Genomic DNA, 22,440 nt, shown 5'->3' with positions numbered 1-22,440 from the left:
ACCTCGTACGGAGCCGGGCCCGTGACCGCAAAACTCGGTGCCGGATTGTCAGACCCCTGTGCGATGCTCTGCGACGTGGAGACCAGGTCCGTCAGTCGCGTATTCGTCGGCCGCAGCAGCGAGTTGAGCCTGCTGGGCGACGCGCTCGCGCGCACCACGGCCTCCGGCGAGCCGCAGGCGCTGCTCGTCGGCGGCGAGGCGGGCGTGGGCAAGACCCGGCTCATCGAGGAGTTCGCCGCGGCCGCCCGGGCCGCCGGCGCGCTCGTCGCCCTCGGCGGCTGCATCGAGATCGGCTCCGAGGGCCTCCCGTTCGCCCCGTTCTCCGCGATCCTGCGCACGCTGAATTCCCGCCTGCCCGAGGAGCTGGCCGCCGCCGTCGGGGGCCAGGAGGGCGAGCTGGCCCGCATCCTGCCCGAGCTCGGCGAGGCCCCGGGCGAGTCGCGCGACGACGAGCACGGCCGCGCCCGCCTCTTCGAGCTGACCGCCCGGCTGCTGGAGCGGCTCGCCCGCGGCCGCAGCCTCGTCATCATCGTCGAGGACCTGCACTGGGCCGACCGCTCCACCCGCGAGCTGCTCGGCTACCTGCTGCACACCCTCCACGACGCCGGCGTCCTGCTCGTCGCGACGTACCGCTCCGACGACATCCACCGCCGCCACCCGCTGCGCCCCTTCCTCGCCGAGGTCGACCGCATGCGCACGGTCCGGCGCGCCGAGCTGGCCCGCTTCACCCGCGACGAGGTCCGCTCCCAGATGGCCGGCATCACCGGCAGCGAGCCCGAAGAGGCCCTGGTCGAGCGGGTCTTCGAGCGCTCCGAGGGCAACGCCTTCTTCGTCGAGGAGCTGGCCTGCAGCATCCACGACGGCACGCTCCCCGGCCTCAGCGACTCCCTCCGCGACCTCCTCCTCGTGCGCGTCGAGGCGCTGCCGGAGCACACCCAACGGGTGATCCGGATGGCCGCCGAGGGCGGCTCCACCGTCGAGCACGACCTCCTCGCGGCCGTCGCCGACCTGCCGGAGGACGACCTCATCGAGGCCCTGCGCGTCGCCGTCGGCAGCAACACCCTGGTCCCCACCAGCGACGGCACGGGCTACCGCTTCCGGCACGCACTGGTCCGCGAGGCCGTCCAGGACGACCTCCTCCCCGGGGAGCGCACCCGCCTCAACCGCCGGTACGCAGAAGCCCTCGAAGCCGACCCGGGCCTGGTGCGCGCCGAGGCGTGCGCCGCCCGCCTGGCGAGTTACTGGTACCACGCCAGGGACGCCGCCAAGGCGCTGCCCGCCGTGCTCACCGCCTCGGTCACGGCCCGCCGCCGGCACGCCCACGCCGAGCAGCTGCGGCTGCTGGACCGCGCGCTGGAACTGTGGGACGAGGTGCCCAAGGACGTCCGGCTCGCGGTCCGCCCGGTGGACTGCGCCGAGGCGTATCCGGCCAGCGGCTGCGACGACGAGGCGCTGCGCTATCTGGACCTGCTCGCCGAGATCGCCGTGGCCGCCCGCCTCTCCGGCGACCGCGAGCGCGCCTACACGGTCACCAAGCGGGCGCTGCGCGCGCTCGCGGGGGAGCACGACCCGCTGCGCGAGGCGTGGTTCCTCACCCAGCGCTCCCGGCTGGCGCAGAGCACGGGCCGCGGTGACGGCTGGGAGGACCTGGGCCGCGCCCAGGAGCTGGTGCGCGGGCTGCCGCCGTCGCCGGTGCACGCCGCGGTGCTGGCGCAGGCCGCCGCCTGGGGCGCGCTGCACGCCCCGGGCCCCGACTCCTTCACCGCCGCCGAGCGGGCCGTGGAGCTCGCCTGCCTGGTCGGCGAGGAGGAGGTCGAGCTGAACGCCCGCCTCACGCTGTACGGCCTGCAGGTCTCCTCGGGCGACGTGGACGGCGGCCTGGCCGGCCTCCGCGCGGCGCTGGACCGCGCGCTGGAGCGCGGCTATTCGGCCGTCGTCGCGCGCGGCTTCACCAACCTCCCCTCGCACCTGGAGTCGGTGGGCCGCTCGGCGGAGGCGGTGGCCGCGACCGAGCGCGGGCTCGCCATGACCGAGCACTTCGGCCTGAAGGACTCCCGCAGCTGGGTCTACGGGAACCTCGCCGAAAGCCTTATGTCGCTGGGCCGCTGGACGGAGTCGGCCGCGGCCGCCGCCGACTGCCGGCGCCTCGCCCTGGGCAGCCGCACCCGCGCGCTCGCCGCCTCCCGCCACGCCGACCTGGCCCTGCTCCGCGGCGATTTCGACACCGCCGCGGAAGAACTGGCGGTGGCCCGCCGCGACTTCGGCAGCTATGAGAACCAACCGCAGTACACGATCCCCATGACCCGCTTCGCGTACGAGATCGCCGTCCACCGGGAGGGCGCGGCGGCGGCCCGGGAAGTCCTGGAGCCGTTACTGACGGCCGGGTTCCCGCTCGACACGTACAGCTTCGGCTGGCCGCTGCTGTGGCGGGCCGCCGCCGCGGAGGCGGACGCCCGCGGGCTGCCCGCCGCGGCCGCGGGATGGGACGAGATGCTCGCCCGGCTGGCGGCGGTGGCGCGGACGCTGCCCCGCCCGGTCCCGGTGTGGCAGGCGTACGGCCGGCTGACCGAGGCCGAGCTGTGCCGGGCCGAGGGGCGGCCGGCGCCGGAGCGCTGGGCCGAGGCGGTCGCCGCGCTCCGCCGCGTCGAGCGGCCGTACGAACTGGCCTGGGCGTGCCACCGCTGGGCGGAGGCGCTGCTGACCTGCGGCCCGGCCGCCCGCGAGCAGCGTGAGGCAGCCACGGCGCTGCTCGCCGAGGCACGGAACGCGGCGTGGTGGATGGGCGCGGACCCGCTGGCCCTGGAGATCGACCGGCTCGCCCAGCGGGCCCGGATCACGCTGCCGGAGGGACGAAGATCCGGCGGTCTCCCGTCGGTGCCCGCGCAGTCCGCGCCCGCGCTCGCCGGGCCCGCGCGGGCTGCTTCCGTGCTTGCCGGGCCGGCAGGGGACCGCACAGCGGAGACCGCCGCGGCGACGTCCAACGCTCCGTCCGACGCGACACCCGATACAACCCCCGACTCGCTGGGGCTCACGCCGCGCGAGCAGGACGTGCTGCGGCTGGTCGCGGTGGGGCGCAGCAACCGCCAGATAGCGGACGCGCTCTTCATCTCACCGAAGACCGCGAGCGTGCACGTCTCCAACATCCTGGCCAAGCTCGGCGTCTCGGGGCGCGGCGAGGCGGGCGCGCTGGCACACCGGCTGCGACTGTTCCCCGAGGCGGAGTCGGCCTGAGAGCCGCTGCCCGAGGCCGGCGGTCCCGTCAGGCCGCCGGGTGCGGCAGGCGTACGACCACCCGCCCGGAGGCGAGGTCGATGGGCCCGAGGCCCGGGTCGGAGTCGCCGATGTCCGCGACTACGAGCGCGAGCTTCTGCCGCTCGTCCTCGGTGTGCTTGCGGCCCGGCGCGAAGAGCTCTTCGGCGAGGTTGAACATCGCGACCCCCTGGCGTGGCGTCCTGCTCACTGCGGTCAGTGTAGGCACGCCCGCCGCAAAAAGGACATCATGTGATCTTCAGTCGCAGAATCCGGTCGTCGCCCTTTTCCGGTGTGCCCCGCTTGTCCGTCTCGTTGGTGACCAGCCACAGCCCGCCGTCCCCGGTCGGCAGGACCGTCCGCAGCCGCCCGTACTTCCCCTCCAGGAACGCCTGCGGCTTCGCCACCGGCTCCGTGCCCCGCAACGGGATCCGCCACAGCCGCTCGCCGCGCAGCCCGGCCATCCAGATCGACCCCTTGGCGTACGCGATCCCGCTGGGCGAGGCGTCCGCCGTACGCCACTGCTCGACCGGCTGTACGTGTGAGGAGTCCCCGCCGCTCCTCCCCTCGGCCTCCGGCCAGCCGTAATTCCCGTTCGGCCGGATCCGGTTCAGTTCATCCCAGGTGTTCTGGCCGAATTCCGACGCCCACAGCCGCTTGTCGGCGTCCCAGGCCAGCCCCTGGACGTTGCGGTGGCCGTACGAATAGACGACGGAGCCGGCCGAGGGGTTGCCGTGCGCCGGCTCGCCGTCCGGCGTCATCCGCAGGATCTTGCCGCCCGGGGAGTCCTTGTCCTGAGCCTGTTCGCCGTCGCCGGTCTCGCCCGTACCGGCGTACAGCATCTTGTCCGGACCGAACGCGATCCGCCCGCCGTTGTGGACATGGCCCTTGGGGATGCCTCTGAACACCGTGTCGGGGGCGCCCAGTTGATCGCCTGCCGGGCGCTTATCGTCGTACACCATGCGGGCGATGCGGTTGTCGGACGCGGTGGTGAAGTACGCGTACACGAGGTGGTCCGCGCCGAACGTCGAGGAGACCGCGAGGCCCAGCAGCCCGCCCTCGCCGTCCGGGGCCACGCCGGGCACCGAACCCACCTCGGTCTTCTTCCCGCTCTTCCCGTCCACCTTGATGATCGTCCCGGTGTCCCGCGACGCCACGAGGAGGTCACCACCGGGCAGCGCGGCCACGCCCCAGGGCGACTTCAGCCCGGTGGTCAGGGTGGCGACCACCTTCACCGAGCCCTTCGCGGGGGCGGCGGAGGGGGTACGGTGCGGCGAGCCCGACGCGCTCCCGCCGCGCGAGGGCTCTGAGGACTTCCCCGTCGTACCGCCATCGCCTGATGAGCCGCCCGAGGAGCCCCCGGAGGAGCAGCCCGCCGCCAGGAGCAGGGCGGCGGCGGTCAGCACGGCGGTCGCGGTACGGCGTGGCACGGCGGCGTTCCTCTCGTCGGCGGCAAGCACCAGCACACCACATACGCCCCGCGCCCGCGCGCCGGTTTCCGCTCCCGTTCCTCGGGTAACCCCCGGCCAGGGGGCCAAGGCCGTTCGATTCGCCCCCGTAGGCGCGCCGGGCCACCCGTGCCCGCGCCGGGCCACCCGTGCCCGCGCCGGGCCACCCCGTACCCGCGCCCCCTCAGTCCAAGTCCCCCGTACCCGCCCTCAGTCCCAAGACCCCTGTGCCGGCGGCAGTGAAGCGATCTCCGCGAGGTCGTGGTGGGTCAGCTGCACCGCGGCCGCCTTGGCGTTCTGGGCGGCCCAGCGTTCCTTCTTCGTGCCCGGTATCGGGACCACGTGGCGGCCCTGGGCCAGTACCCAGGCCAGCGCTATCTGGCCCGGCGTCACGCCGTGTCGCGCGCCCACCCGGCGCAGTCCCGCCACGACCGGCTGGTTGGCGGCCATCATCTCCGCCGTGAAGCGCGGGTGCCGGGCCCGCAGGTCCTCCGGCTCGAAGCCCTGGCCCGGTGTCAGCGTGCCGGTGAGGTAGCCGTTGCCCAGCGGCATCGCCGCGAGGAAGCCGACGCCGCGCGTCTCGCACCACGGCAGCAGCGCCTCCAGTGCGTCCGGTGACCACACCGACAGCTCCGCCTCCACGCTGCTGACCGGGAACACCTGCTGGATGCGCTCCAGTTGGCGCAGCGTGAGGTCGTGCGTACGGGCGCCGCGGCGCCGGGGGGCCCGTGCGCCCACGGCGCACAACCCCAGCGCGCGTACCTTCCCGGCCGCCACCAGCTCCGCCATCGCCCCCCAGGTCTCCTCGATGGGCACCTCGGGGTCGGAGCGGTGCAGCTGGTACAGGTCGATGTGATCGGTCTGCAGTCGGCGCAGCGAGGCGTCGCAGGCCCGCTTCACGTAACCGGGACGGCCGTTGGCGACGATGTGCTGGTCGCCGACCAGCAGCCCGACCTTGGTCGAGAGGAACGCCTGGTCCCGGCGCTGTTTCAGTGCCCGCCCCAGTACCAGTTCGTTGGTGAACGGGCCGTACATGTCGGCGGTGTCCAGCAGGGTGCAGCCCCGGTCGAGCGCGGCGTGCACGGTGCGTACCGAGCCCTCCCCGTTCTGCTGCGACGCGGTGTACCCCCAGTTCATCGGCATGCAGCCGAGCCCGATAGCGCCCACTTCGAGCGCCGCCGCGCCGATTGTCCTGCGCTCCACCTGGTCGTGCCTCCGTCCCCTCGCCCCGGTCAAGGGCGCTGACCAAACTAACGTCTGATGACGGGCACTCTTCGCATAGCCTCGGGCCATGGCTTCCGCAGACACCACTCACGCCACCGACGTCTGGCTCCCGATCCCCGCCACCGAGATCGACGGGCTCCCCGAGGACCTCTCCTACGTCCACTGGGACGCCGGCCCCGAATACCCCGCGGATCCCGCCCGCTGCGCCTTCTACGCCGTCCCTTACATGAAGCCCGCCGACCGCATCCTGAAGCCGCTCCCGGAGATGGCGAACGTGCGCGTCGTCCAGACCCTCACGGCCGGCATCGAGCACATGCTGCCCGCCGTGCCCCAGCTGCCGGCCGGCGCCCAGCTGTGCAACGCGCGCGGTCTGCACGACGCGAGCACCGCCGAGCTCGCCCTCACGCTCATTCTCGCCGCGCTCCGCGACATCCCCGCATTCGTGCGGTCCCAGGACGCGGGGGAGTGGCGGCCGGGCTTCCGTGACTCGCTGGCCGACAAGTCAGTCCTCATTGTGGGTTACGGTTCGATCGGAAGTGCTATCGAGGACCGGCTCACGCCTTTTGAGTGTGCGCGGGTGGCGCGCATTGCGCGCACCGCCCGTGACACCGTGCGCGGGCCCGTGCTTCCACTCGCGGAGTTGCCCGCCCTGTTGCCCGACGCCGACGTCGTGATCATGGCGACGCCGCTCACCGAAGACACCCGTGGCCTGGTCGGAGCCGATTTCCTGGCCCGCATGAAGGACGGCGCACTGCTCGTCAACATCGCGCGCGGGGGAGTCGTCGACACCAAGGCACTGCTCGCCGAACTGGAGTCGGGACGGCTGCGGGCAGCACTCGATGTAACCGATCCGGAACCGCTGCCTGCCACTCACCCCCTGTGGCACGCTCCCGGCGTGCTCATCACTCCGCACGTCGGTGGCCCCAGTACTGCCTTCCTGCCCCGTGCGAAGCGGCTTCTCCGTGATCAACTGCGGCTCTTCGCGGCCGGCGAGCCTCTCCGGAACGTCATCACGACTGCCGACTGACGGGTTGCGCGTAGCTCTACGGAGTCGTACGACTGCGTCCTGTGCGGCCAACTCGCCTGCCAGTCACGCTCCGTAGAGCGACTATGTCCCTGTGTGACGGAACTGGTGTATCGTCCCGAACGGGGCCCGCGCCGGGACGTGGCGGCGCGCAGCGAACGACCGGAACCTAGGGGGGCGACGGGCGATGTACGGCCGATGCACCACCGAGACGAGGACCGCTGAGCACACGCGCGTTCCGCGCGTACCCACCGCGATACGGACGCAGCGCGGGCCGTGCCCGCCACGACCAAGCCGGTGGGCCGCACGGGGGAGAGCCCGGTGACCGCCTCCGGCGCGGTGCTCGCCCCGCCGGCCCGGCCACGGCCCGCGAGCAGCCTGCCCCAGATCGTACTCGCCGTCGTCTGCGGCGGTTACGCCACGGGCGCCGCGTTCGGCTGGGGCTCGGAGAAACTGGCCCTGATCATGGGTGACTTCGGGCTCAGCGCGGCCGCCCTGGCCGCCGCGGTCTCCTGCGTGCTGTACGCCCGCAGGCACCACAGCCGCTTTCGACCCGCCTGGCTGCTCTTCGCGGCCTCCTCGGCGATGGCGGGCCTCGGCAACGGCATCTGGGGATGGTACGAGGTCGTCCTCGAAGCCCCCGTGCCCAGCCCTTCGATCGCCGACTTCTGCTTCCTGCTCTTCGCGCCGCCCGCCATCGTGGGCCTGCTCGTGCTCGCCAAGCGGCCGGTGACCCGGGCCGGCTGGGTCTGCCTGGCGCTGGACGCCTGGCTGATCGGCGGCTCGCTGCTCACCCTCTCCTGGAGCCTGGCGCTCGCGCACAACGCCCACTTCCAGGGCCAGACGGTCGCGCAGGGCGCCCTGTCGCTCGCGTACCCGCTGCTGGACATCGTCCTGGTCAGCATGGTCCTCGCGCTGCACTTCAAGCGCTCCTCGGCGCACCGCTCGGCGATCAACACCGCCATCGCGGCGCTCGCGCTGACCGTGCTGTGCGACGCGCTGTTCACCTCGCCGCTGCTCCGCGAGCACTACCGCTCCGGGCAGATCCTCGACGCCGGCTGGTTCGCCGGCTCCATGCTGCTGGCGTACGCCCCGTGGGTCGCCGCGCGCTGCGGCACGGACTCCGCGGGCGACGCCTTCACGCGCGCCACCCGGCGCGCGACCGTGCCCCCCCGGCAGCCGCCCGATCGCCGGGTCGCTCGCCGCGCTGACCCCGTACCTCGCCGCCGCCGTCTGCACCCTGGGCATCCTGCTCAACGTCCTGGACGGCCGCCGCATCGACCACGTCGTGCTCTTCACGGGCTGCACGGTCGTGCTCGCCCTGGTCGTACGCCAGGGGATCATGCTGCTGGACAACATCACCCTCACCCAGGAACTGGCCCAGAAGGAGAACCACTTCCGCTCCCTGGTGCAGGGTTCCAGCGACGTCATCATGATCGCCGCGCCGACCGGCGTACTGCGCTACGTCAGCCCCGCCGCCTCCGGCGTCTACGGCCGCGACGCCGAGGACCTGGTCGGCTCCGAGCTGGCCTCCCTGATCCACCCCGAGGACCTCGGCCGCGTGGTGCACGAAGTACGGCGATTCCTGGCCGCCGACCCCGAGGCGGAGCCCACCACCCGCATCGAGTGCCGCTTCCGCGCCGGCGGCGGCCGCCCCGGCGGCGAGGAATGGCTGAACGTCGAGTCCACGGTCAACCGCCACGAAGGCGGCCTGATCTTCAACTCCCGCGACGTCACCGAACGGGTGCGCCTCCAGGCCCAGCTCCAGCACAACGCCTCGCACGACGCACTCACCGACCTGCCCAACCGCGCGCTGTTCACCGAGCGGGTCAGCCAGGCCGTCAGCGGCCGCCGCTCCTCCGACCACGACACGGCCGTGCTCTACATCGACCTGGACGGCTTCAAGCAGGTCAACGACACCATCGGACACCAGGCCGGGGACGAGCTGCTGATTCAGGCCGCCCGCAGGCTGGCCGAATCCGTACGGGCCGGCGACATCGCCGCGCGCCTGGGCGGCGACGAATTCGCCGCGCTCATCATGGGCGACGGCAGCCGCGACCGTACGAGCCGGGAGTTCCGCGTCCACGAGATCGCCGACCGGCTGCGGATCAGGCTGTCCGAGCCGTACCGCATCGACGGCCAGGACGTCCGGGTCGCGGCCAGCATCGGCGTGGCCTTCGCCGAGCCCGGCGTCACCCCGGCCGGGCTGATGCGCAACGCCGACCTGGCGATGTACCGCGCCAAGCAGGCCGGCAAGGGCCGCGTGGAGCTGTACGCACCCCAGATGCAGGCCGACGTGGTGCGCCGCTCAGAGATCGCGACGAGGCTGCGCGCGGCGCTGCACGACGGCGAATTCGCGCTGCTCCACCAGCCCGTCGTGGAGCTCGCCAGTGGCCGGATCACGGCCGTCGCGGCCCAGGCCCGCTGGCGCTCCGCGCAGGGCATCCTCTTCACCCCCGCCGAATTCCTGCGGGTCGGCGAGCGCGGCCAGGCCGTCGCGGATGACGGCGAGCGCACCGCCGAGCTGGGGCGCTGGCAGCTGGAGGAGGCCGTCGAGCAGGCGGCGCGGCGGCACCGCGCGGGCCACGCGGTCTGCGTCGCCGTCCGGCTCTCCGCCCGGCGGCTGCTGGACCGCAAGCTCCCGCCCCGGAGCATCGAGACGTTACTCGCGCGGCACGGCCTGCCGTCCGGGTCGCTGCTGCTGGAACTGTCCGACAGCGACCCGAGGATCCCGCTGGACGAGCTGGAGCGCCGGCTGGCGGCCCTGCGGCGGCTCGGCGTACGCATCGCGCTGGACGGCTTCGGCAGCGGGTATGCCGCGATCAGCGCGCTGCGCCGGCTGCCCATCGACGTGCTGCGGCTGGACCGCGGTCTGGTCGACGGGGTCGTGGAGTCCGCGCGGCTGCACAAGATCACCGCGGGGCTGCTGCGGATCGCCGGCGACCTGGGGCTGCAGTCCGTGGCCGATGGTGTGGACCGGCCCGAGCAGGTCAGCGCCCTGCGCGCGATGGGCTGTACACACGGCCAGGGCATGGCGTTCTCCGGGCCGCTGGACGAGCACCGGCTGCGCCGGGCGCTCGGTATCGGCGCGTATCCCCTTCCCGGACTGCTGCCCGAGGGGCGCGAGATGGTGCTGAGCAGCACCGTGCCGGCCGCGCGGCGGGCCTCCGGCGTCCGGGAGCCGGGCGGCGGTGGGCGGCTGGGAGAGCTGCCGCGGCGGCTCGGCGCCGGGGAGGTACCGGCCGGTCCCGACGCGATCAGCCATCCCCCGTTGCGCTCAAATAGTGAGACCCCTGTCCCACCCACTTGACACTCCAGGTGCGCCGGGGGGAAGGTCAGAGCCATGCGCACCCGAATTCTCGTACTTGGACAGCGCGTCGGCTGAAGCCGGGCCCTGCAGTAGCCCGGCGCACCGCACCGACGCGCTCCCCTCGCTTGCCTGACGGCACGAGGGGTTTTTTGTTGCACCAGCACCGCCAAACCACATCAAAACCCTCACCTCCGAGAAGAGACGCAGATGACCGAGCAGGCCACCGGGGCCCACCATCCGCAGCCGCGGGCCCGTTCCGGCGGATCTCAGCAGTCCGCCTCCGCCGTCGAGCACGTCACGGGCGCGCAGTCCCTCATTCGTTCTCTCGAGGAGGTCGGGGCCGACACCGTATTCGGCCTTCCCGGCGGTGCGATCCTCCCGGCGTACGACCCGATGATGGACTCTCAGAAGGTCCGCCACATCCTGGTCCGCCACGAGCAGGGCGCGGGCCACGCGGCCACCGGATACGCGCAGGCGACCGGCAAGGTCGGCGTCTGCATCGCCACCTCGGGCCCCGGCGCCACCAATCTGGTCACCCCCATCGCCGACGCGCACATGGACTCCGTCCCGCTGGTCGCGATCACCGGCCAGGTGGCCTCCGCCTCGATCGGCACGGACGCCTTCCAGGAGGCGGACATCTGCGGCATCACGATGCCGATCACCAAGCACAACTTCCTGGTGACCGACCCGGCCGACATCCCCAAGACGATCGCCGAGGCGTTCCACATCGCCTCGACCGGCCGTCCCGGCCCGGTCCTGGTGGACATCGCCAAGGACGCCATGCAGGCCAAGACCACGTTCTCCTGGCCGCCGCAGACCGACCTGCCCGGCTACCGGCCGGTCACCAAGCCGCACGCCAAGCAGATCCGCGAGGCCGCCAAGCTGATCACCGACGCCAAGCGCCCGGTGCTCTACGTCGGCGGCGGCGTCATGAAGGCCGGCGCGACGGCCGAGCTCAAGGTCCTCGCCGAGCTGACCGGCGCCCCCGTCACCACCACCCTGATGGCGCTGGGCTCCTTCCCCGACACCCATCCGCAGCACCTGGGCATGCCCGGCATGCACGGCTCGGTGGCCGCGGTGACCTCGCTGCAGAAGGCCGACCTGATCATCGCGCTGGGCGCCCGCTTCGACGACCGGGTCACCGGCAAGCTGGACAGCTTCGCCCCGTACGCCAAGATCGTGCACGCGGACATCGACCCGGCCGAGATCGGCAAGAACCGGATGGCCGACGTGCCGATCGTCGGCGACGCCCGCGAGGTCATCGCCGACCTGATCGTGGCGGTCCAGGCCGAGCACGAGGCCGGCCGCACCGGCGACTACGCCGCCTGGTGGAACGACCTGAACCGCTGGCGCGAGAACTACCCGCTCGGCTACGACCTGCCCGAGGACGGCAGCCTCTCCCCGCAGCAGGTCATCCAGCGCATCGGGCAGCTCGCCGCCGAGGACACGATCTACGCGGCGGGCGTCGGCCAGCACCAGATGTGGGCCGCCCACTTCATCGACTACGAGAAGCCCGCCACCTGGCTGAACTCCGGCGGCGCCGGAACGATGGGCTACGCGGTCCCGGCCGCGATGGGCGCCAAGGCCGGGCAGCCGGACCGCCCGGTGTGGGCGATCGACGGCGACGGCTGCTTCCAGATGACCAACCAGGAGCTGGTCACCTGCGCGATGAACAACATCCCGATCAAGGTCGCGATCATCAACAACGGTGCGCTGGGCATGGTCCGCCAGTGGCAGACGCTGTTCTACAACCAGCGGTACAGCAACACCGTGCTGCACCGCGGCCCGGACGACGAGCCGGCCCCGAACACCGGCACCCGCTGCCCGGACTTCGTGAAGCTGGCCGAGGCCATGGGCTGCGTCGCGATGCGCTGCGAGGATCCGGCCGAGCTGGACGCCGTGATCGCCAAGGCCAACGCCATCAACGACCGCCCGGTCGTCGTCGACTTCATCGTCCACGAGGACGCCATGGTCTGGCCGATGGTCGCGGCCGGCACCTCCAACGACGAGGTCATGGCGGCCCGCGGGGTGCGCCCCGACTTCGGCGACAACGAAGACGACTGACCGGCCAGGACAGAAGAGAAGAGACCGAGCACATGACCAAGCACACGCTCTCCGTCCTGGTGGAGAACACGCCGGGTATCCTGGCCAGGATCGCCGCGCTGTTCTCCCGCCGCGGCTTCAACATCGACTCACTCGCCGTCGGTGTCACGGAGCACCCCGACATCTCACGCATCACCATTGTCGTGAATGTCGAATCGCTCCCGCTGGAGCAGGTCACCAAGCAGCTGAACAAGCTGGTCAACGTCCTGAAGATCGTCGAGCTGGAGCCGGCCTCGGCCATCCACCGCGAACTGGTCCTGGTCAAGGTCCGCGCGGACAACGAGACGCGCTCCCAGATCGTCGAGATCGTCCAGCTGTTCCGCGCCAAGACCGTGGACGTCTCGCCGGAGGCCGTCACCATCGAAGCCACCGGCGGCGCCGACAAGCTGGAAGCCATGCTCAAGATGCTGGAGCCGTTCGGCATCAAGGAGCTGGTCCAGTCCGGCACGATCGCCATAGGGCGCGGCTCCCGGTCCATCACGGACCGCTCGCTGCGCGCCCTGGACCGTTCGGCCTGACCCGCGTACTCCGGCCGTGGGACCCCGCCGCGGCCGGAACGCACCCCCTCGCCCGCGGCCGCTGCCCGTATGGCGAGACCCTGAGCTTTCACCCCCCAGCCCCGGCATAGTCTGTGGGCACCAGCTAGTACCAAGGAGATACCCGAAGTGGCCGAGCTGTTCTACGACGACGACGCCGACCTGTCCATCATCCAGGGCCGTAAGGTCGCGGTTCTCGGCTACGGCAGCCAGGGCCACGCCCACGCGCTGTCGCTGCGCGACTCGGGCGTCGACGTGCGCGTCGGCCTGCACGAGGGCTCCAAGTCCAAGGCGAAGGCCGAGGAGCAGGGCCTGCGCGTGGTGAGCCCCTCCGAGGCGGCGGCCGAGGCCGACGTCATCATGATCCTGGTCCCGGACCCGATCCAGGCGAAGGTCTACGAGGAGTCCGTCAAGGACAACCTCAAGGACGGCGACGCCCTGTTCTTCGGCCACGGCCTGAACATCCGCTACGGCTTCATCAAGCCCCCGTCCAACGTCGACGTCTGCATGGTCGCCCCGAAGGGCCCGGGCCACCTGGTCCGCCGCCAGTACGAGGAAGGCCGCGGCGTGCCCTGCATCGCCGCCGTCGAGCAGGACGCCTCCGGCAACGCCTTCGCGCTGGCCCTGTCCTACGCCAAGGGCATCGGCGGCACCCGTGCGGGCGTCATCAAGACGACCTTCACCGAGGAGACCGAGACCGACCTGTTCGGCGAGCAGGCCGTGCTCTGCGGCGGCACCGCCGCCCTGGTCAAGGCCGGTTTCGAGACCCTGGTCGAGGCCGGCTACCAGCCGGAGATCGCGTACTTCGAGTGCCTCCACGAGCTGAAGCTGATCGTGGACCTCATGTACGAGGGCGGCCTGGAGAAGATGCGCTGGTCGATCTCCGAGACCGCCGAGTGGGGCGACTACGTCACCGGCCCGCGGATCGTCACCGACGCCACCAAGGCCGAGATGAAGAAGGTCCTCGGCGAGATCCAGGACGGCACCTTCGCCAACACCTGGATGAAGGAGTACGCGGACGGCCTGCCCAAGTACAACGAGTACAAGAAGGCCGACGCCGACCACCTCCTGGAGACCACCGGCAAGAAGCTGCGTGGCCTGATGAGCTGGGTGGACGAGGAGGCGTAAGCCTCCTGCGCGAGGGGCCGTGCCGCATCGGCACGGCCCCTTCCGCCGCCGCCTTGTCCACTGCGTAGAACCACGCACGGGTGATCCTTCCGGTCCGGCGAAGGAGGAGCCCTGAAACGCCACTACACTGCTGACCACAAGCGCGTCAGGCTCACAACGTCGTGCGTCTTCCACGCGGCTGCCCCCTTCACCGCCTTCGGCCGTCGGGACGGCCGTCCGCGAAGGATTTAGTGAGGACTGAAGACCACGTGAGCACTGCCTCCGCCAAACCCGTCGTACTGATCGCCGAAGAGCTGTCGCCCGCGACCGTCGACGCGCTCGGTCCGGACTTCGAGATCCGGAACTGCAACGGCGCGGACCGCGCCGAGCTGATCCCCGCCATCGCCGACGTCGACGCGATCCTCGTGCGCTCCGCGACCAAGGTCGACGCCGAGGCCATCGCCGCCGCGAAGAAGCTCAAGGTCGTCGCCCGTGCCGGCGTGGGCCTGGACAACGTCGACGTCTCCGCCGCCACCAAGGCCGGCGTGATGGTCGTGAACGCGCCGACCTCCAACATCGTCACCGCCGCCGAGCTGGCCTGCGGCCTGCTGGTCGCCACCGCGCGGAACATCCCGCAGGCGAACACCGCCCTGAAGAACGGCGAGTGGAAGCGCAGCAAGTACACCGGCGTCGAGCTGGCGGAGAAGACCCTCGGTGTCGTCGGCCTCGGCCGCATCGGCGTCCTGGTCGCCCAGCGGATGTCCGCCTTCGGCATGAAGGTCGTCGCGTACGACCCGTACGTCCAGCCCGCGCGCGCCGCCCAGATGGGCGTCAAGCTGCTGTCCCTGGACGAGCTGCTCCAGGTCTCGGACTTCATCACCGTCCACCTCCCGAAGACCCCGGAGACCGTCGGCCTGATCGGCGACGAGGCGCTGCACAAGGTCAAGCCCTCGGTCCGGATCGTCAACGCCGCGCGCGGCGGGATCGTGGACGAGGCCGCCCTCGCCACGGCGCTCAAGGAGGGCCGGGTCGCCGGCGCCGGCCTGGACGTGTACGCCTCCGAGCCCTGCACGGACTCCCCGCTCTTCGAGTTCGACCAGGTCGTGTGCACCCCGCACCTGGGCGCCTCGACCGGTGAGGCGCAGGAGAAGGCCGGTATCGCGGTGGCCCGCTCGGTGCGCCTGGCGCTCGCCGGCGAGCTCGTGCCGGACGCGGTCAACGTCCAGGGCGGCGTGATCGCCGAGGACGTGAAGCCCGGTCTGCCGCTGGCCGAGAAGCTCGGCCGGATCTTCACCGCGCTCGCGGGCGAGGTCGCGGTCCGCCTCGACGTCGAGGTGTACGGCGAGATCACCCAGCACGACGTGAAGGTCCTGGAGCTCTCCGCGCTCAAGGGCGTCTTCGAGGACGTCGTCGACGAGACGGTGTCGTACGTCAACGCCCCGCTGTTCGCGCAGGAGCGCGGTGTCGAGGTACGCCTGACCACCAGCAGCGAGTCGCCCGAGCACCGGAACGTGGTGACCGTGCGCGGCACCCTCTCCGGCGGCGAGGAGATCTCGGTCTCCGGCACGCTGGCCGGCCACAAGCACCAGCAGAAGATCGTGGCCGTCAACGACCACAGCATCGACCTGGCGCTCGCCGACCACATGGCGTTCCTGCGCTACAGCGACCGCCCCGGCGTGGTCGGCACGCTCGGCCGCATCCTGGGCGAGGCGGGCATCAACATCGCCGGCATGCAGGTCTCCCGCGCCGACGTGGGCGGCGAGGCGCTGGTCGCGCTGACCGTCGACGACACGATCGCGTCCCCGGTGCTCACGGAGATCGCCGAGGAGATCGGTGCCACCTCGGCGCGCACGGTGAACCTCACGGACTGACGCCGCACGCCTGCGTGAGGGCCCGGACGGATTTCTTCCGTCCGGGCCCTTCGCCGTTCCCCGCCTTCCGTCCTAGGACCGTCCGAATCGTCATTCCGACCAGCGGACGATGGCAGCGGCCGCCGGGACGCCTAGGCTCGGCAGGGACAACAGGGAGGCCATCCATGGCAGTTGAGCTGAACCACACGATCGTGCACGCCAGTGATCGGAAGCGGTCGGCGGAGTTTCTCGCGGACATCCTGGGACTGCAGGTGCAGCCCGAATTCGGGCCGTTCCTCCCCGTGGTGATGGACAACGGGGTCACCCTCGACTTCGCGCAGGACGACGGCAAGATCACCCCGCAGCACTACGCATTCCTGATCAGCGAGGACGAGTTCACCCGCAGCTTCGACCGGATCAAGGAGCTGGGCCTGACGTACTGGGCCGACCCGCACCGCACCCGCCCCGGCGAGATCAACACCAACGACGGCGGCCGCGGCGTGTACTTCCCCGACCCGGACGGCCACTACATGGAGCTGATCACCCGCCCGTACGGCAGCGGGAGCTGAACCCAGAGGGGTGCCGTCACTCGAATGGAGTAGTACCGGTGGGTGGGGCGCCGCGCCGTACGGTGCCGCGCTCCGCCCCCACGAGCGGCCTCGGGGCCGGTGTGGACCGGTAGCCGGAGCCCGGCCGGTGTGCTCCCGACTCGCTGCGCGGCCCCATGGGGTGCGCAATGGGAGTGGTGCGTGCCTCTCCTGCAGGCGCGCGCGAAAGGAGAGACGCCATGAATGCACCTCTGGGTGACACCCCTCATGACCTGGCCGGGCTGAGCGTGATCGACGCCGACGGCGCGAAGGTCGGCACTGTCCAGCAGGTCTACCGGGACGACGCCACCAATGAGCCGGAGTGGATCACGGTGCGCACCGGGCTGTTCGGTACGAAGGAGACCTTCGTCCCGCTGGCCGGCTGCACGCGGGTGGACGACGCGATACGTGTTCCGCACACCAAGGACCAGATCAAGGACGCTCCGCGGATGGACGCCGACGGTCACCTCGAACCGTCGGAGGAGGAGCGCCTGTACCGGCACTACGGTCTGACCCGATCGGGCCGGGGCGGCATGGGCCGCGACACGGGCACGGGGCAGGCCGGAGGTATGGGTACGGCAGCCGCCGCCGGTGGCATGGGCACCGCGGGTGCGGCCGGAATGGCCGGGCAGAACACCCGTCCCGAGGCCGACCGGCCGCTGGCCGGCGCGGGCGCCGGGCAGATGGCCATGTCGCGCGGCGGTCCGACGGACGCGGACCGGCGTTCCCGTAAGGAGCAGAACCCCGAGATGACGCTCTCGGAGGAGCGCGCCGAGTTCGGCGTCGAGGAGCACGAGAGCGGCCACGCGCATCTGCGGAAGCACGTGGTGACCGAGAACGTGAGCCGGACCATGCCGGTCAGCCACGAAGAGGTCCGGATCACCCGCGAGCCGATCTCCGACGAGGAGGCCCGCCGCAGCGCCGGCACTCCCGTGAACCTGGAGGACGGCGAGTACGACATCACGCTGCACCGTGAGGAGCCCGTGATCCGCAAGGAGACGCGGCCCTACGAGCGGGTCCGGCTGGAGACCGACCGGGTCACCGAGCAGCAGGAGGTGTCGACCGAGGTCCGCCGGGAGCAGCTGGAGTTCGACGACGGCGTGCACCCGCCCACCGGCAAGGGCCGGACGGGACCCACGGGCCGCGCCGGCCGCAAGGGAACCAAGGAGACCGGCGAGGAGGACACGGGGCACACCTGGTGACCCCCGAGCGGTTCTCCGCTCGCCGTACACGATCACGCGACGCCTGCCCGGTTCAGCACGGGCAGGCGTCGCCTTTGTACCTGGAGGTCAGGCGCCCGCGGGGAGGACATGCGCGCCCGTGCGGTCCGTACTCAGGCACAGCGAGCAGACCACCGCGTCGTGGGCCGGGCAGGCGGCCACGTCGGGGCGCTCGAATTCCTGCCGGCAGACGTGGCAGGTGTACGTCCGCGCGCTCGGGTTGCCGTCCGCGTCCAGCAGGGGTTCGGCGATCCCGTCGGCGGTCCGCCGCAGGTAGTACCGGCCCTTGGTGACCACGGCCATCAGCGGGGTGAGGACGAAGGCGAGGACGGCGGCGGCGACGGGGGAGTACGGCTGCAGGGTGTCGCCGAGGGCGTGAAAGTACATCGCGATCGACAGGCCGGAGGCGGCGGTGAAGGCCACCACGCCGACGGGGTTGACCGCGTACAGCATGCCGCGGCGGAACTCGGGGGCGTGCGGGGAGAGCTTCAGCAGGTACTTGTTGACCATGATGTCGGTGGCGACCGTGACGATCCAGGCGATGGCGCAGTTCGAGTAGAAGCCCAGCACGGCGTTGAGGAAGCTGAACATGTCGGCCTCCATCAGGATCAGCGCGATGCCGAGGTTGGCGAGGACGAAGACCATCCGGCCGGGGTAGCGCTTGGTGACCCGGGTGAAGGAGTTCGTCCAGGCCAGCGAGCCGGAGTAGGCGTTGGTCACATTGATCTTGATCTGGCTGATCACGACGAGGACCACGGCGAGGGGGAGTACGAGCCAGGGCGGCAGCATCGCGTCGAAGGCGCCCTTGAACTGCTGGATCGGCTCGGCGGCGGCCGCCGGGGCGACCTCGGCCAGCGCGTAGACCGCGAGGAAGATGCCGGCGGCCTGCTTCAGCGCGCCCAGCACCACCCAGCCGGGGCCCGCCATGATCACGGCGGTCCACCAACTGCGCCGGTTCTCCCGGGTCTTGGGTGGCATGAACCGCAGGTAGTCGATCTGCTCGCCGATCTGCGCGATCAGCGACAGGCACACGCCCGCGCCGAGCAGCACCGAGGCGGTGTTCAGGCCGCCGTCGCCGCCGGTGCCCGGGTACGCCAGGAAGCGGTGCACGGTACCGGGGTCGGTGGCGACCAGGTAGGCCAGCGGGCCGACCATCAGCAGCAGCCAGACCGGCGTCGTCCAGACCTGGAGCTTGCTGAGCGCCTTCATGCCGTACACGACCAGCGGGATCACCAGGAGCGTGGAGACCAGGTACCCCAGCCACAGCGGCAGGCCGAGGCCGAGCTTCAGGCCCTGCGCCATGATCGAGCCTTCGGTGGCGAAGAAGATGAAGGTGAAGCTGGCGAAGATGACGCTGGTCAGCACCGAGCCGTAGTAACCGAAGCCGGAGCCGCGGGTGATCAGGTCCAGGTCGATGTTGTAGCGCGCTCCGTAGTACGCGAGCGGGAAGCCGGTCACGAAGATGACCGCGGCCGCGACGAGGATCGCGGCCAGCGCGTTCCCGGTGCCGTGCGCGAGACCGATGCCCGCGCCGATGGAGAAGTCGGCCAGGTAGGCGATCCCGCCCAGCGCGGTGGTCGCCACGACCATCGGCGTCCACCGGCGGTAACTGCGCGGCGCGAAGCGGAGGGTGTAGTCCTCCAGCGTCTCCTTCGCCGCCTGGTCGTGCTCCGCCCGACCAGTGCGCGGCGGAGCCGGCGCGGTGTCCGCCTCGGTGTACAGCCCTGTGTCCATGGCCGGACCCTAGGAAGGCCGTGTTACCCGCCCATGCGCGGAAGATGAAGCCGGTGTTTCCGGTGTGGCGCCCGGTCCGGCCGGGGCGCCGCAGCCGCTAGGTGGCCGGACCCCCGTTCCAGTCGAAGGGGAAGTGCTTGCTCGACTTCCCGGAGCGGTCCCAGGAGAAGCCGTACGCGTCGGCGCGGTCGGTGGTGGCCCGTCCCCAGGTGGCGACCTGGCCCGGCCCGACCTCGGCGCCCGGCGCGTTGAGCACCTGTACCCGGGCCCCTTCCGGGGTGGTCGGCCCGGTCAGCGCCTCTGCGCTCGCAGAGACCCGCCCGGGGATCTCCGCGCGCCATGCGGCCAGGTCCTCGTCGACCTCGATCCGGATGGGAGCGAACTCCATGCCCCGCATCTCGGGGCCGAACATCTCGCCGAACTCCGCAGGCCAGCCGCCCGCTTCGCCGCCGAAGATGCTCTGCAGGGCGGCGCGCTGCCGGTCGTCGGCGCGCTCGTCGAAGAAGACCGCGGCGTATGCGTCGGTGTGCGAGCGGGTCCAGGGGTTGCCGGTAAAGGAGCCGAGCATGAGTACGTTGAGACCGTCGAGCCGTACGTCGCCGAAGTTGCCTTCCCGGATGTGCCAGGCCAGCACGCCTTCGCAGTCACCGTAGGTGGGGGGCTGCGCGAACGTGCAGGGGCACGGGATGGCGCACTTGCACACATCGAACCAGTCGCCGGCCAGATGCCAGCGCGTGTCGGTAGTGACCTGCTCTGTCATGGTGCTTCCCTCCCCGTCGAGCCGATGGAAGCTCACGTGGAGTGGCGAGACCGTGTCCCGAGCCGCCCTCGGGATCGCAAACGGCCTGCACCTTCCATCGTGCGCCTCGTCGGCCCGGGAAGCGAGCGGCTACATCATCGAGGGCTCGGACATCTCCAGGCCGGGCAGCAGTCCGTCCTGGAACGGCGCGAGCACGGCCAGGACCAGGAAGGCGATGCCGACCGCCCAGGTGAGCCAGGGGCCCCACCGCCACAGCTTCTCCAAGAAGATCACCGCCGCCAGTCCGGCCATGGCCGCCACGTTCATCACGCCGAGCGGGATGAGGACGATCATCAGGCCCCAGCAGCAGCCCACGCAGTAGAGCCCGTGGTGCACGCCCACGCGCAGATCCCGGGCCCACGGCCGGAAGTGCGCGTACCGGATGAGGTGCGCCAGGGGATTCCGGCAGTGGAGCAGGCAGACTCGCTTCAGCGGCCCGAACTGACACAGCCCCGCGAGCAGGAAGACGGCGGCGCCCAGCCAGCGACCCGCACCGGGATGGCTGTCGACCAGCCTCCCGGTCGCCGCCAGTGCTCCGTATGCGAGCAGACCGAATGCCGCCCAGGAGAGCAGGTAGCCCGCGGCGAACTGGGCGATGCGCGCAGCGCGGGCGGCGCCGGCCGACTGCCGGCCGATGGCCCGCGCCCAGGCGATGGACACCGGGGCCACCGAAGGGAACATCATCGCCACCATCATGGTCACCCACAGCAGCAGGAAGAGCGGCAGCGCCATCCCCATCGTTCCCGGTTCCATGCCCATGTCGCGGGACTGGGTCACAGTGAGCGCCCATGCCAGGCCGGCGAGCAGGATCATGAGTGTCCACGCGGCAGCCAGCTCACGCCGCGGCAGGAGGCCGGCGGACTGTGCCGGCGCGGGGGCCACGATGCGGGAGTGCAGCATGGCGCTCCTCCTTCCAGGAGCCGCCCTCTTCCTCCAGCAGAACACAGAAGCGGGCGCCTTACAGCCGCGCCGACTTCAGTGCCATGTGCAGCAGGAGGCGGTCGGCGCCCTCGTCGAGGTCCAGGCCGGTGAGCTTCTCGACCCGGCCGAGGCGGTAGTAGAGGGTCTGACGGTGGATGCCGAGGGCCTGGGCCGTGCGGCTGGCCTGGCCCGCGCAGTCCAGGAACGCCTCGGCGGTGCGCGCCAGTTCGGCGTGGGTGGGGGAGAGCAGCGGGCGAATCGTTTCGTCGGATTGGCCGGCCGGCAGGCCGGTCAGCAGTCGGTACGCGCCGATCGCGTCCCACTGCGCGACCGGGCCCAGCCGCGGCTCGGCGCGCGCGGCACGGGCCGCGGCCAGCGCCTCCCACCAGGCACCGGGCAGCTCGGTCAGCTCCTCGCGCGCCGCCCCGATGCCTGCGGCGGCGCCGCTCCCGGCGCGCGGTGAGCGCAGCAGGTGCTCGGCGGCGGAATGCGCGGGCGCGAGCCCCCCGGCCGTCCGCAGGCGCACGAGCGCAGCGAGGGTGTGCCCGGGCGCCGCCCCGGGCCGCGCCCCCGTGCCGGGCGGCCCGCCGGGGCGCTCGCCCGCGTCCGCGGGCCCGGCCGCGCCCGACGGCATCGCGCTCGCCGCGAGCAGCCCCGGCAGCCCCGGCAGCGGCGCCGCGTCGGTGTCGGAGGTGTCCCAGGGCGCCACGGCCACCAGCGCGAGCGGTGCCTCGGCCGCACCCGGCCGCAGTGCACCCCGCAGCGCGTCCGCCGCACCCTGCCGCTCGGAAGCCCCGCTCAGCAGCAACTCCCGCAGCAGATCGCCCAGTTCGGCACCGGCCCGGGCCTCGGCCGCGAGCAGCGCGCCGATCCGCGCCGCGGTGTCCATCGCCTGCTCGATGCGCGGATCGGGCGGCGTCCCGCGCCCGCCCAGCTCCAGATTGCTGAGGTGCCCGTCGTCCAGCAGCCAGACGTATCCGTGCACGATGCCCCGGTGGCGTACGGGCAGACAGATGCGGCCCTTGAAGACCCCGGCAGCCGGGTCCGGCGGGATGCGCAGCGCGGACTTGGCGCGGGCGATGCCGAACCCCTCGAACCAGGCGCGGACCGCCGCCGTGGACCGGCGCTGCAGGATCGACCGGGTCCGCACCGGGTCCATCATCGAGTCGTCGTCGCCCTCGTGCGCACCGAACGCGATCAGCCGGAAGTCCCGGTCCTCCAGCGTCGCGGGCGCGCCGAGCGCCGCCGAGATCTCGTCCACCAGCTGCTCGTAGTCCCCTGGCATGCGCCGCCTGGCTCCTCTCCGGTCACCCCTGCGTCAGATGTCA

At 71.8% G+C, this 22,440-nt stretch carries 15 protein-coding genes and 1 pseudogene; 9 read left to right on the top strand and 7 right to left on the bottom strand.

From position 1 onward, the window contains the following. Nucleotides 1-63 precede the first annotated feature (63 nt). Nucleotides 64-3,231: a helix-turn-helix transcriptional regulator gene (locus IF04_RS0117985; RefSeq protein ID WP_030258115.1), complete on the top strand. Its 3,168-nt coding sequence runs from the start codon at nucleotides 64-66 to the stop codon at nucleotides 3,229-3,231. Nucleotides 3,232-3,259: 28 nt separating this feature from the next. Here the strand turns inward: IF04_RS0117985 and IF04_RS38765 are convergent, their stop codons facing one another. From IF04_RS38765 to IF04_RS0117970, 3 genes are all read right to left on the bottom strand, one after another. Beyond that, entirely contained in the window at nucleotides 3,260-3,430 is a 171-nt protein-coding gene (locus IF04_RS38765; RefSeq protein ID WP_245654439.1) for a DUF6191 domain-containing protein, read from the bottom strand. 67 nt (nucleotides 3,431-3,497) lie between these two features. After that, complete coding sequence (locus IF04_RS0117975; protein WP_030258113.1) at nucleotides 3,498-4,679, bottom strand: PQQ-dependent sugar dehydrogenase; 1,182 nt, start codon at nucleotides 4,677-4,679, stop codon at nucleotides 3,498-3,500. Between the two features lie 228 nt (nucleotides 4,680-4,907). Next, nucleotides 4,908-5,900: an aldo/keto reductase gene (locus IF04_RS0117970; RefSeq protein ID WP_030258110.1), complete on the bottom strand. Its 993-nt coding sequence runs from the start codon at nucleotides 5,898-5,900 to the stop codon at nucleotides 4,908-4,910. A gap of 88 nt (nucleotides 5,901-5,988) precedes the next feature. Between IF04_RS0117970 and IF04_RS0117965 the strand changes: the two genes are divergently transcribed. From IF04_RS0117965 to IF04_RS0117925, 8 genes and pseudogenes are all read left to right on the top strand, one after another. Beyond that, nucleotides 5,989-6,948 (top strand): 2-hydroxyacid dehydrogenase, encoded by a 960-nt coding sequence (locus tag IF04_RS0117965; RefSeq protein ID WP_030258106.1) that lies wholly within the window; start codon nucleotides 5,989-5,991, stop codon nucleotides 6,946-6,948. A 318-nt stretch (nucleotides 6,949-7,266) separates the two neighbouring features. Beyond that, nucleotides 7,267-10,255 (top strand): annotated as a pseudogene (locus tag IF04_RS35800) (putative bifunctional diguanylate cyclase/phosphodiesterase). A 207-nt stretch (nucleotides 10,256-10,462) separates the two neighbouring features. After that, nucleotides 10,463-12,319, top strand: a complete 1,857-nt coding sequence (locus IF04_RS0117950) for an acetolactate synthase large subunit (protein WP_030258102.1) — start codon at nucleotides 10,463-10,465, stop codon at nucleotides 12,317-12,319. A 32-nt stretch (nucleotides 12,320-12,351) separates the two neighbouring features. Beyond that, on the top strand, nucleotides 12,352-12,876 hold the full coding sequence (gene ilvN, locus IF04_RS0117945) for an acetolactate synthase small subunit (protein ID WP_030258099.1): 525 nt from the start codon (nucleotides 12,352-12,354) through the stop codon (nucleotides 12,874-12,876). Between the two features lie 147 nt (nucleotides 12,877-13,023). Continuing rightward, entirely contained in the window at nucleotides 13,024-14,022 is a 999-nt protein-coding gene (ilvC, locus tag IF04_RS0117940; protein ID WP_030258096.1) for a ketol-acid reductoisomerase, read from the top strand. A 248-nt stretch (nucleotides 14,023-14,270) separates the two neighbouring features. Continuing rightward, entirely contained in the window at nucleotides 14,271-15,872 is a 1,602-nt protein-coding gene (gene serA, locus IF04_RS0117935; RefSeq protein ID WP_030258092.1) for a phosphoglycerate dehydrogenase, read from the top strand. A gap of 164 nt (nucleotides 15,873-16,036) precedes the next feature. Beyond that, nucleotides 16,037-16,420: a VOC family protein gene (locus tag IF04_RS0117930; protein WP_030258089.1), complete on the top strand. Its 384-nt coding sequence runs from the start codon at nucleotides 16,037-16,039 to the stop codon at nucleotides 16,418-16,420. Nucleotides 16,421-16,638: 218 nt separating this feature from the next. Beyond that, nucleotides 16,639-17,640: a PRC and DUF2382 domain-containing protein gene (locus IF04_RS0117925; protein ID WP_051831342.1), complete on the top strand. Its 1,002-nt coding sequence runs from the start codon at nucleotides 16,639-16,641 to the stop codon at nucleotides 17,638-17,640. An 87-nt stretch (nucleotides 17,641-17,727) separates the two neighbouring features. On the opposite strand, the gene IF04_RS0117920 is transcribed toward IF04_RS0117925, so the two are convergent. The 4 genes from IF04_RS0117920 to IF04_RS0117905 all read right to left on the bottom strand — a co-directional run bounded on the left by IF04_RS0117920 (nucleotide 17,728) and on the right by IF04_RS0117905 (nucleotide 22,397). Then, entirely contained in the window at nucleotides 17,728-19,392 is a 1,665-nt protein-coding gene (locus IF04_RS0117920) for a purine-cytosine permease family protein (RefSeq protein ID WP_030258084.1), read from the bottom strand. A gap of 97 nt (nucleotides 19,393-19,489) precedes the next feature. Further along, on the bottom strand, nucleotides 19,490-20,152 hold the full coding sequence (locus IF04_RS0117915; RefSeq protein WP_030258083.1) for a DUF1326 domain-containing protein: 663 nt from the start codon (nucleotides 20,150-20,152) through the stop codon (nucleotides 19,490-19,492). 129 nt (nucleotides 20,153-20,281) lie between these two features. Next, nucleotides 20,282-21,091: a DUF2182 domain-containing protein gene (locus IF04_RS0117910; protein WP_037959853.1), complete on the bottom strand. Its 810-nt coding sequence runs from the start codon at nucleotides 21,089-21,091 to the stop codon at nucleotides 20,282-20,284. Between the two features lie 58 nt (nucleotides 21,092-21,149). Next, nucleotides 21,150-22,397 carry a helix-turn-helix domain-containing protein gene (locus tag IF04_RS0117905; protein ID WP_030258077.1) on the bottom strand — a complete coding sequence of 416 codons (1,248 nt, stop codon included), beginning with the start codon at nucleotides 22,395-22,397 and terminating at the stop codon, nucleotides 21,150-21,152. Nucleotides 22,398-22,440 lie beyond the last annotated feature (43 nt).

This window comes from Streptomyces violens, from assembly GCF_000717745.1.
Taxonomy (GTDB): Bacteria; Actinomycetota; Actinomycetes; order Streptomycetales; family Streptomycetaceae; genus Streptomyces; species Streptomyces violens.
The sequence above is the reverse complement of the archived record's forward strand: the minus strand, read 5'-3'. Positions and strand labels throughout refer to the sequence as shown.

Coding starts and splice junctions, on each gene's coding strand:
- IF04_RS0117985 (WP_030258115.1), top strand. CDS start 64: ATGCTCTGCGACGTGGAGACCAGGTCCGTCAGTCGCGTATTCGTCGGC.
- IF04_RS38765 (WP_245654439.1), bottom strand. CDS start 3,430: ATGTTCAACCTCGCCGAAGAGCTCTTCGCGCCGGGCCGCAAGCACACC.
- IF04_RS0117965 (WP_030258106.1), top strand. CDS start 5,989: ATGGCTTCCGCAGACACCACTCACGCCACCGACGTCTGGCTCCCGATC.
- IF04_RS0117950 (WP_030258102.1), top strand. CDS start 10,463: ATGACCGAGCAGGCCACCGGGGCCCACCATCCGCAGCCGCGGGCCCGT.
- ilvN (WP_030258099.1), top strand. CDS start 12,352: ATGACCAAGCACACGCTCTCCGTCCTGGTGGAGAACACGCCGGGTATC.
- IF04_RS0117930 (WP_030258089.1), top strand. CDS start 16,037: ATGGCAGTTGAGCTGAACCACACGATCGTGCACGCCAGTGATCGGAAG.
- IF04_RS0117925 (WP_051831342.1), top strand. CDS start 16,639: ATGAATGCACCTCTGGGTGACACCCCTCATGACCTGGCCGGGCTGAGC.
- IF04_RS0117920 (WP_030258084.1), bottom strand. CDS start 19,392: ATGGACACAGGGCTGTACACCGAGGCGGACACCGCGCCGGCTCCGCCG.
- IF04_RS0117915 (WP_030258083.1), bottom strand. CDS start 20,152: ATGACAGAGCAGGTCACTACCGACACGCGCTGGCATCTGGCCGGCGAC.
- IF04_RS0117910 (WP_037959853.1), bottom strand. CDS start 21,091: ATGCTGCACTCCCGCATCGTGGCCCCCGCGCCGGCACAGTCCGCCGGC.
- IF04_RS0117905 (WP_030258077.1), bottom strand. CDS start 22,397: ATGCCAGGGGACTACGAGCAGCTGGTGGACGAGATCTCGGCGGCGCTC.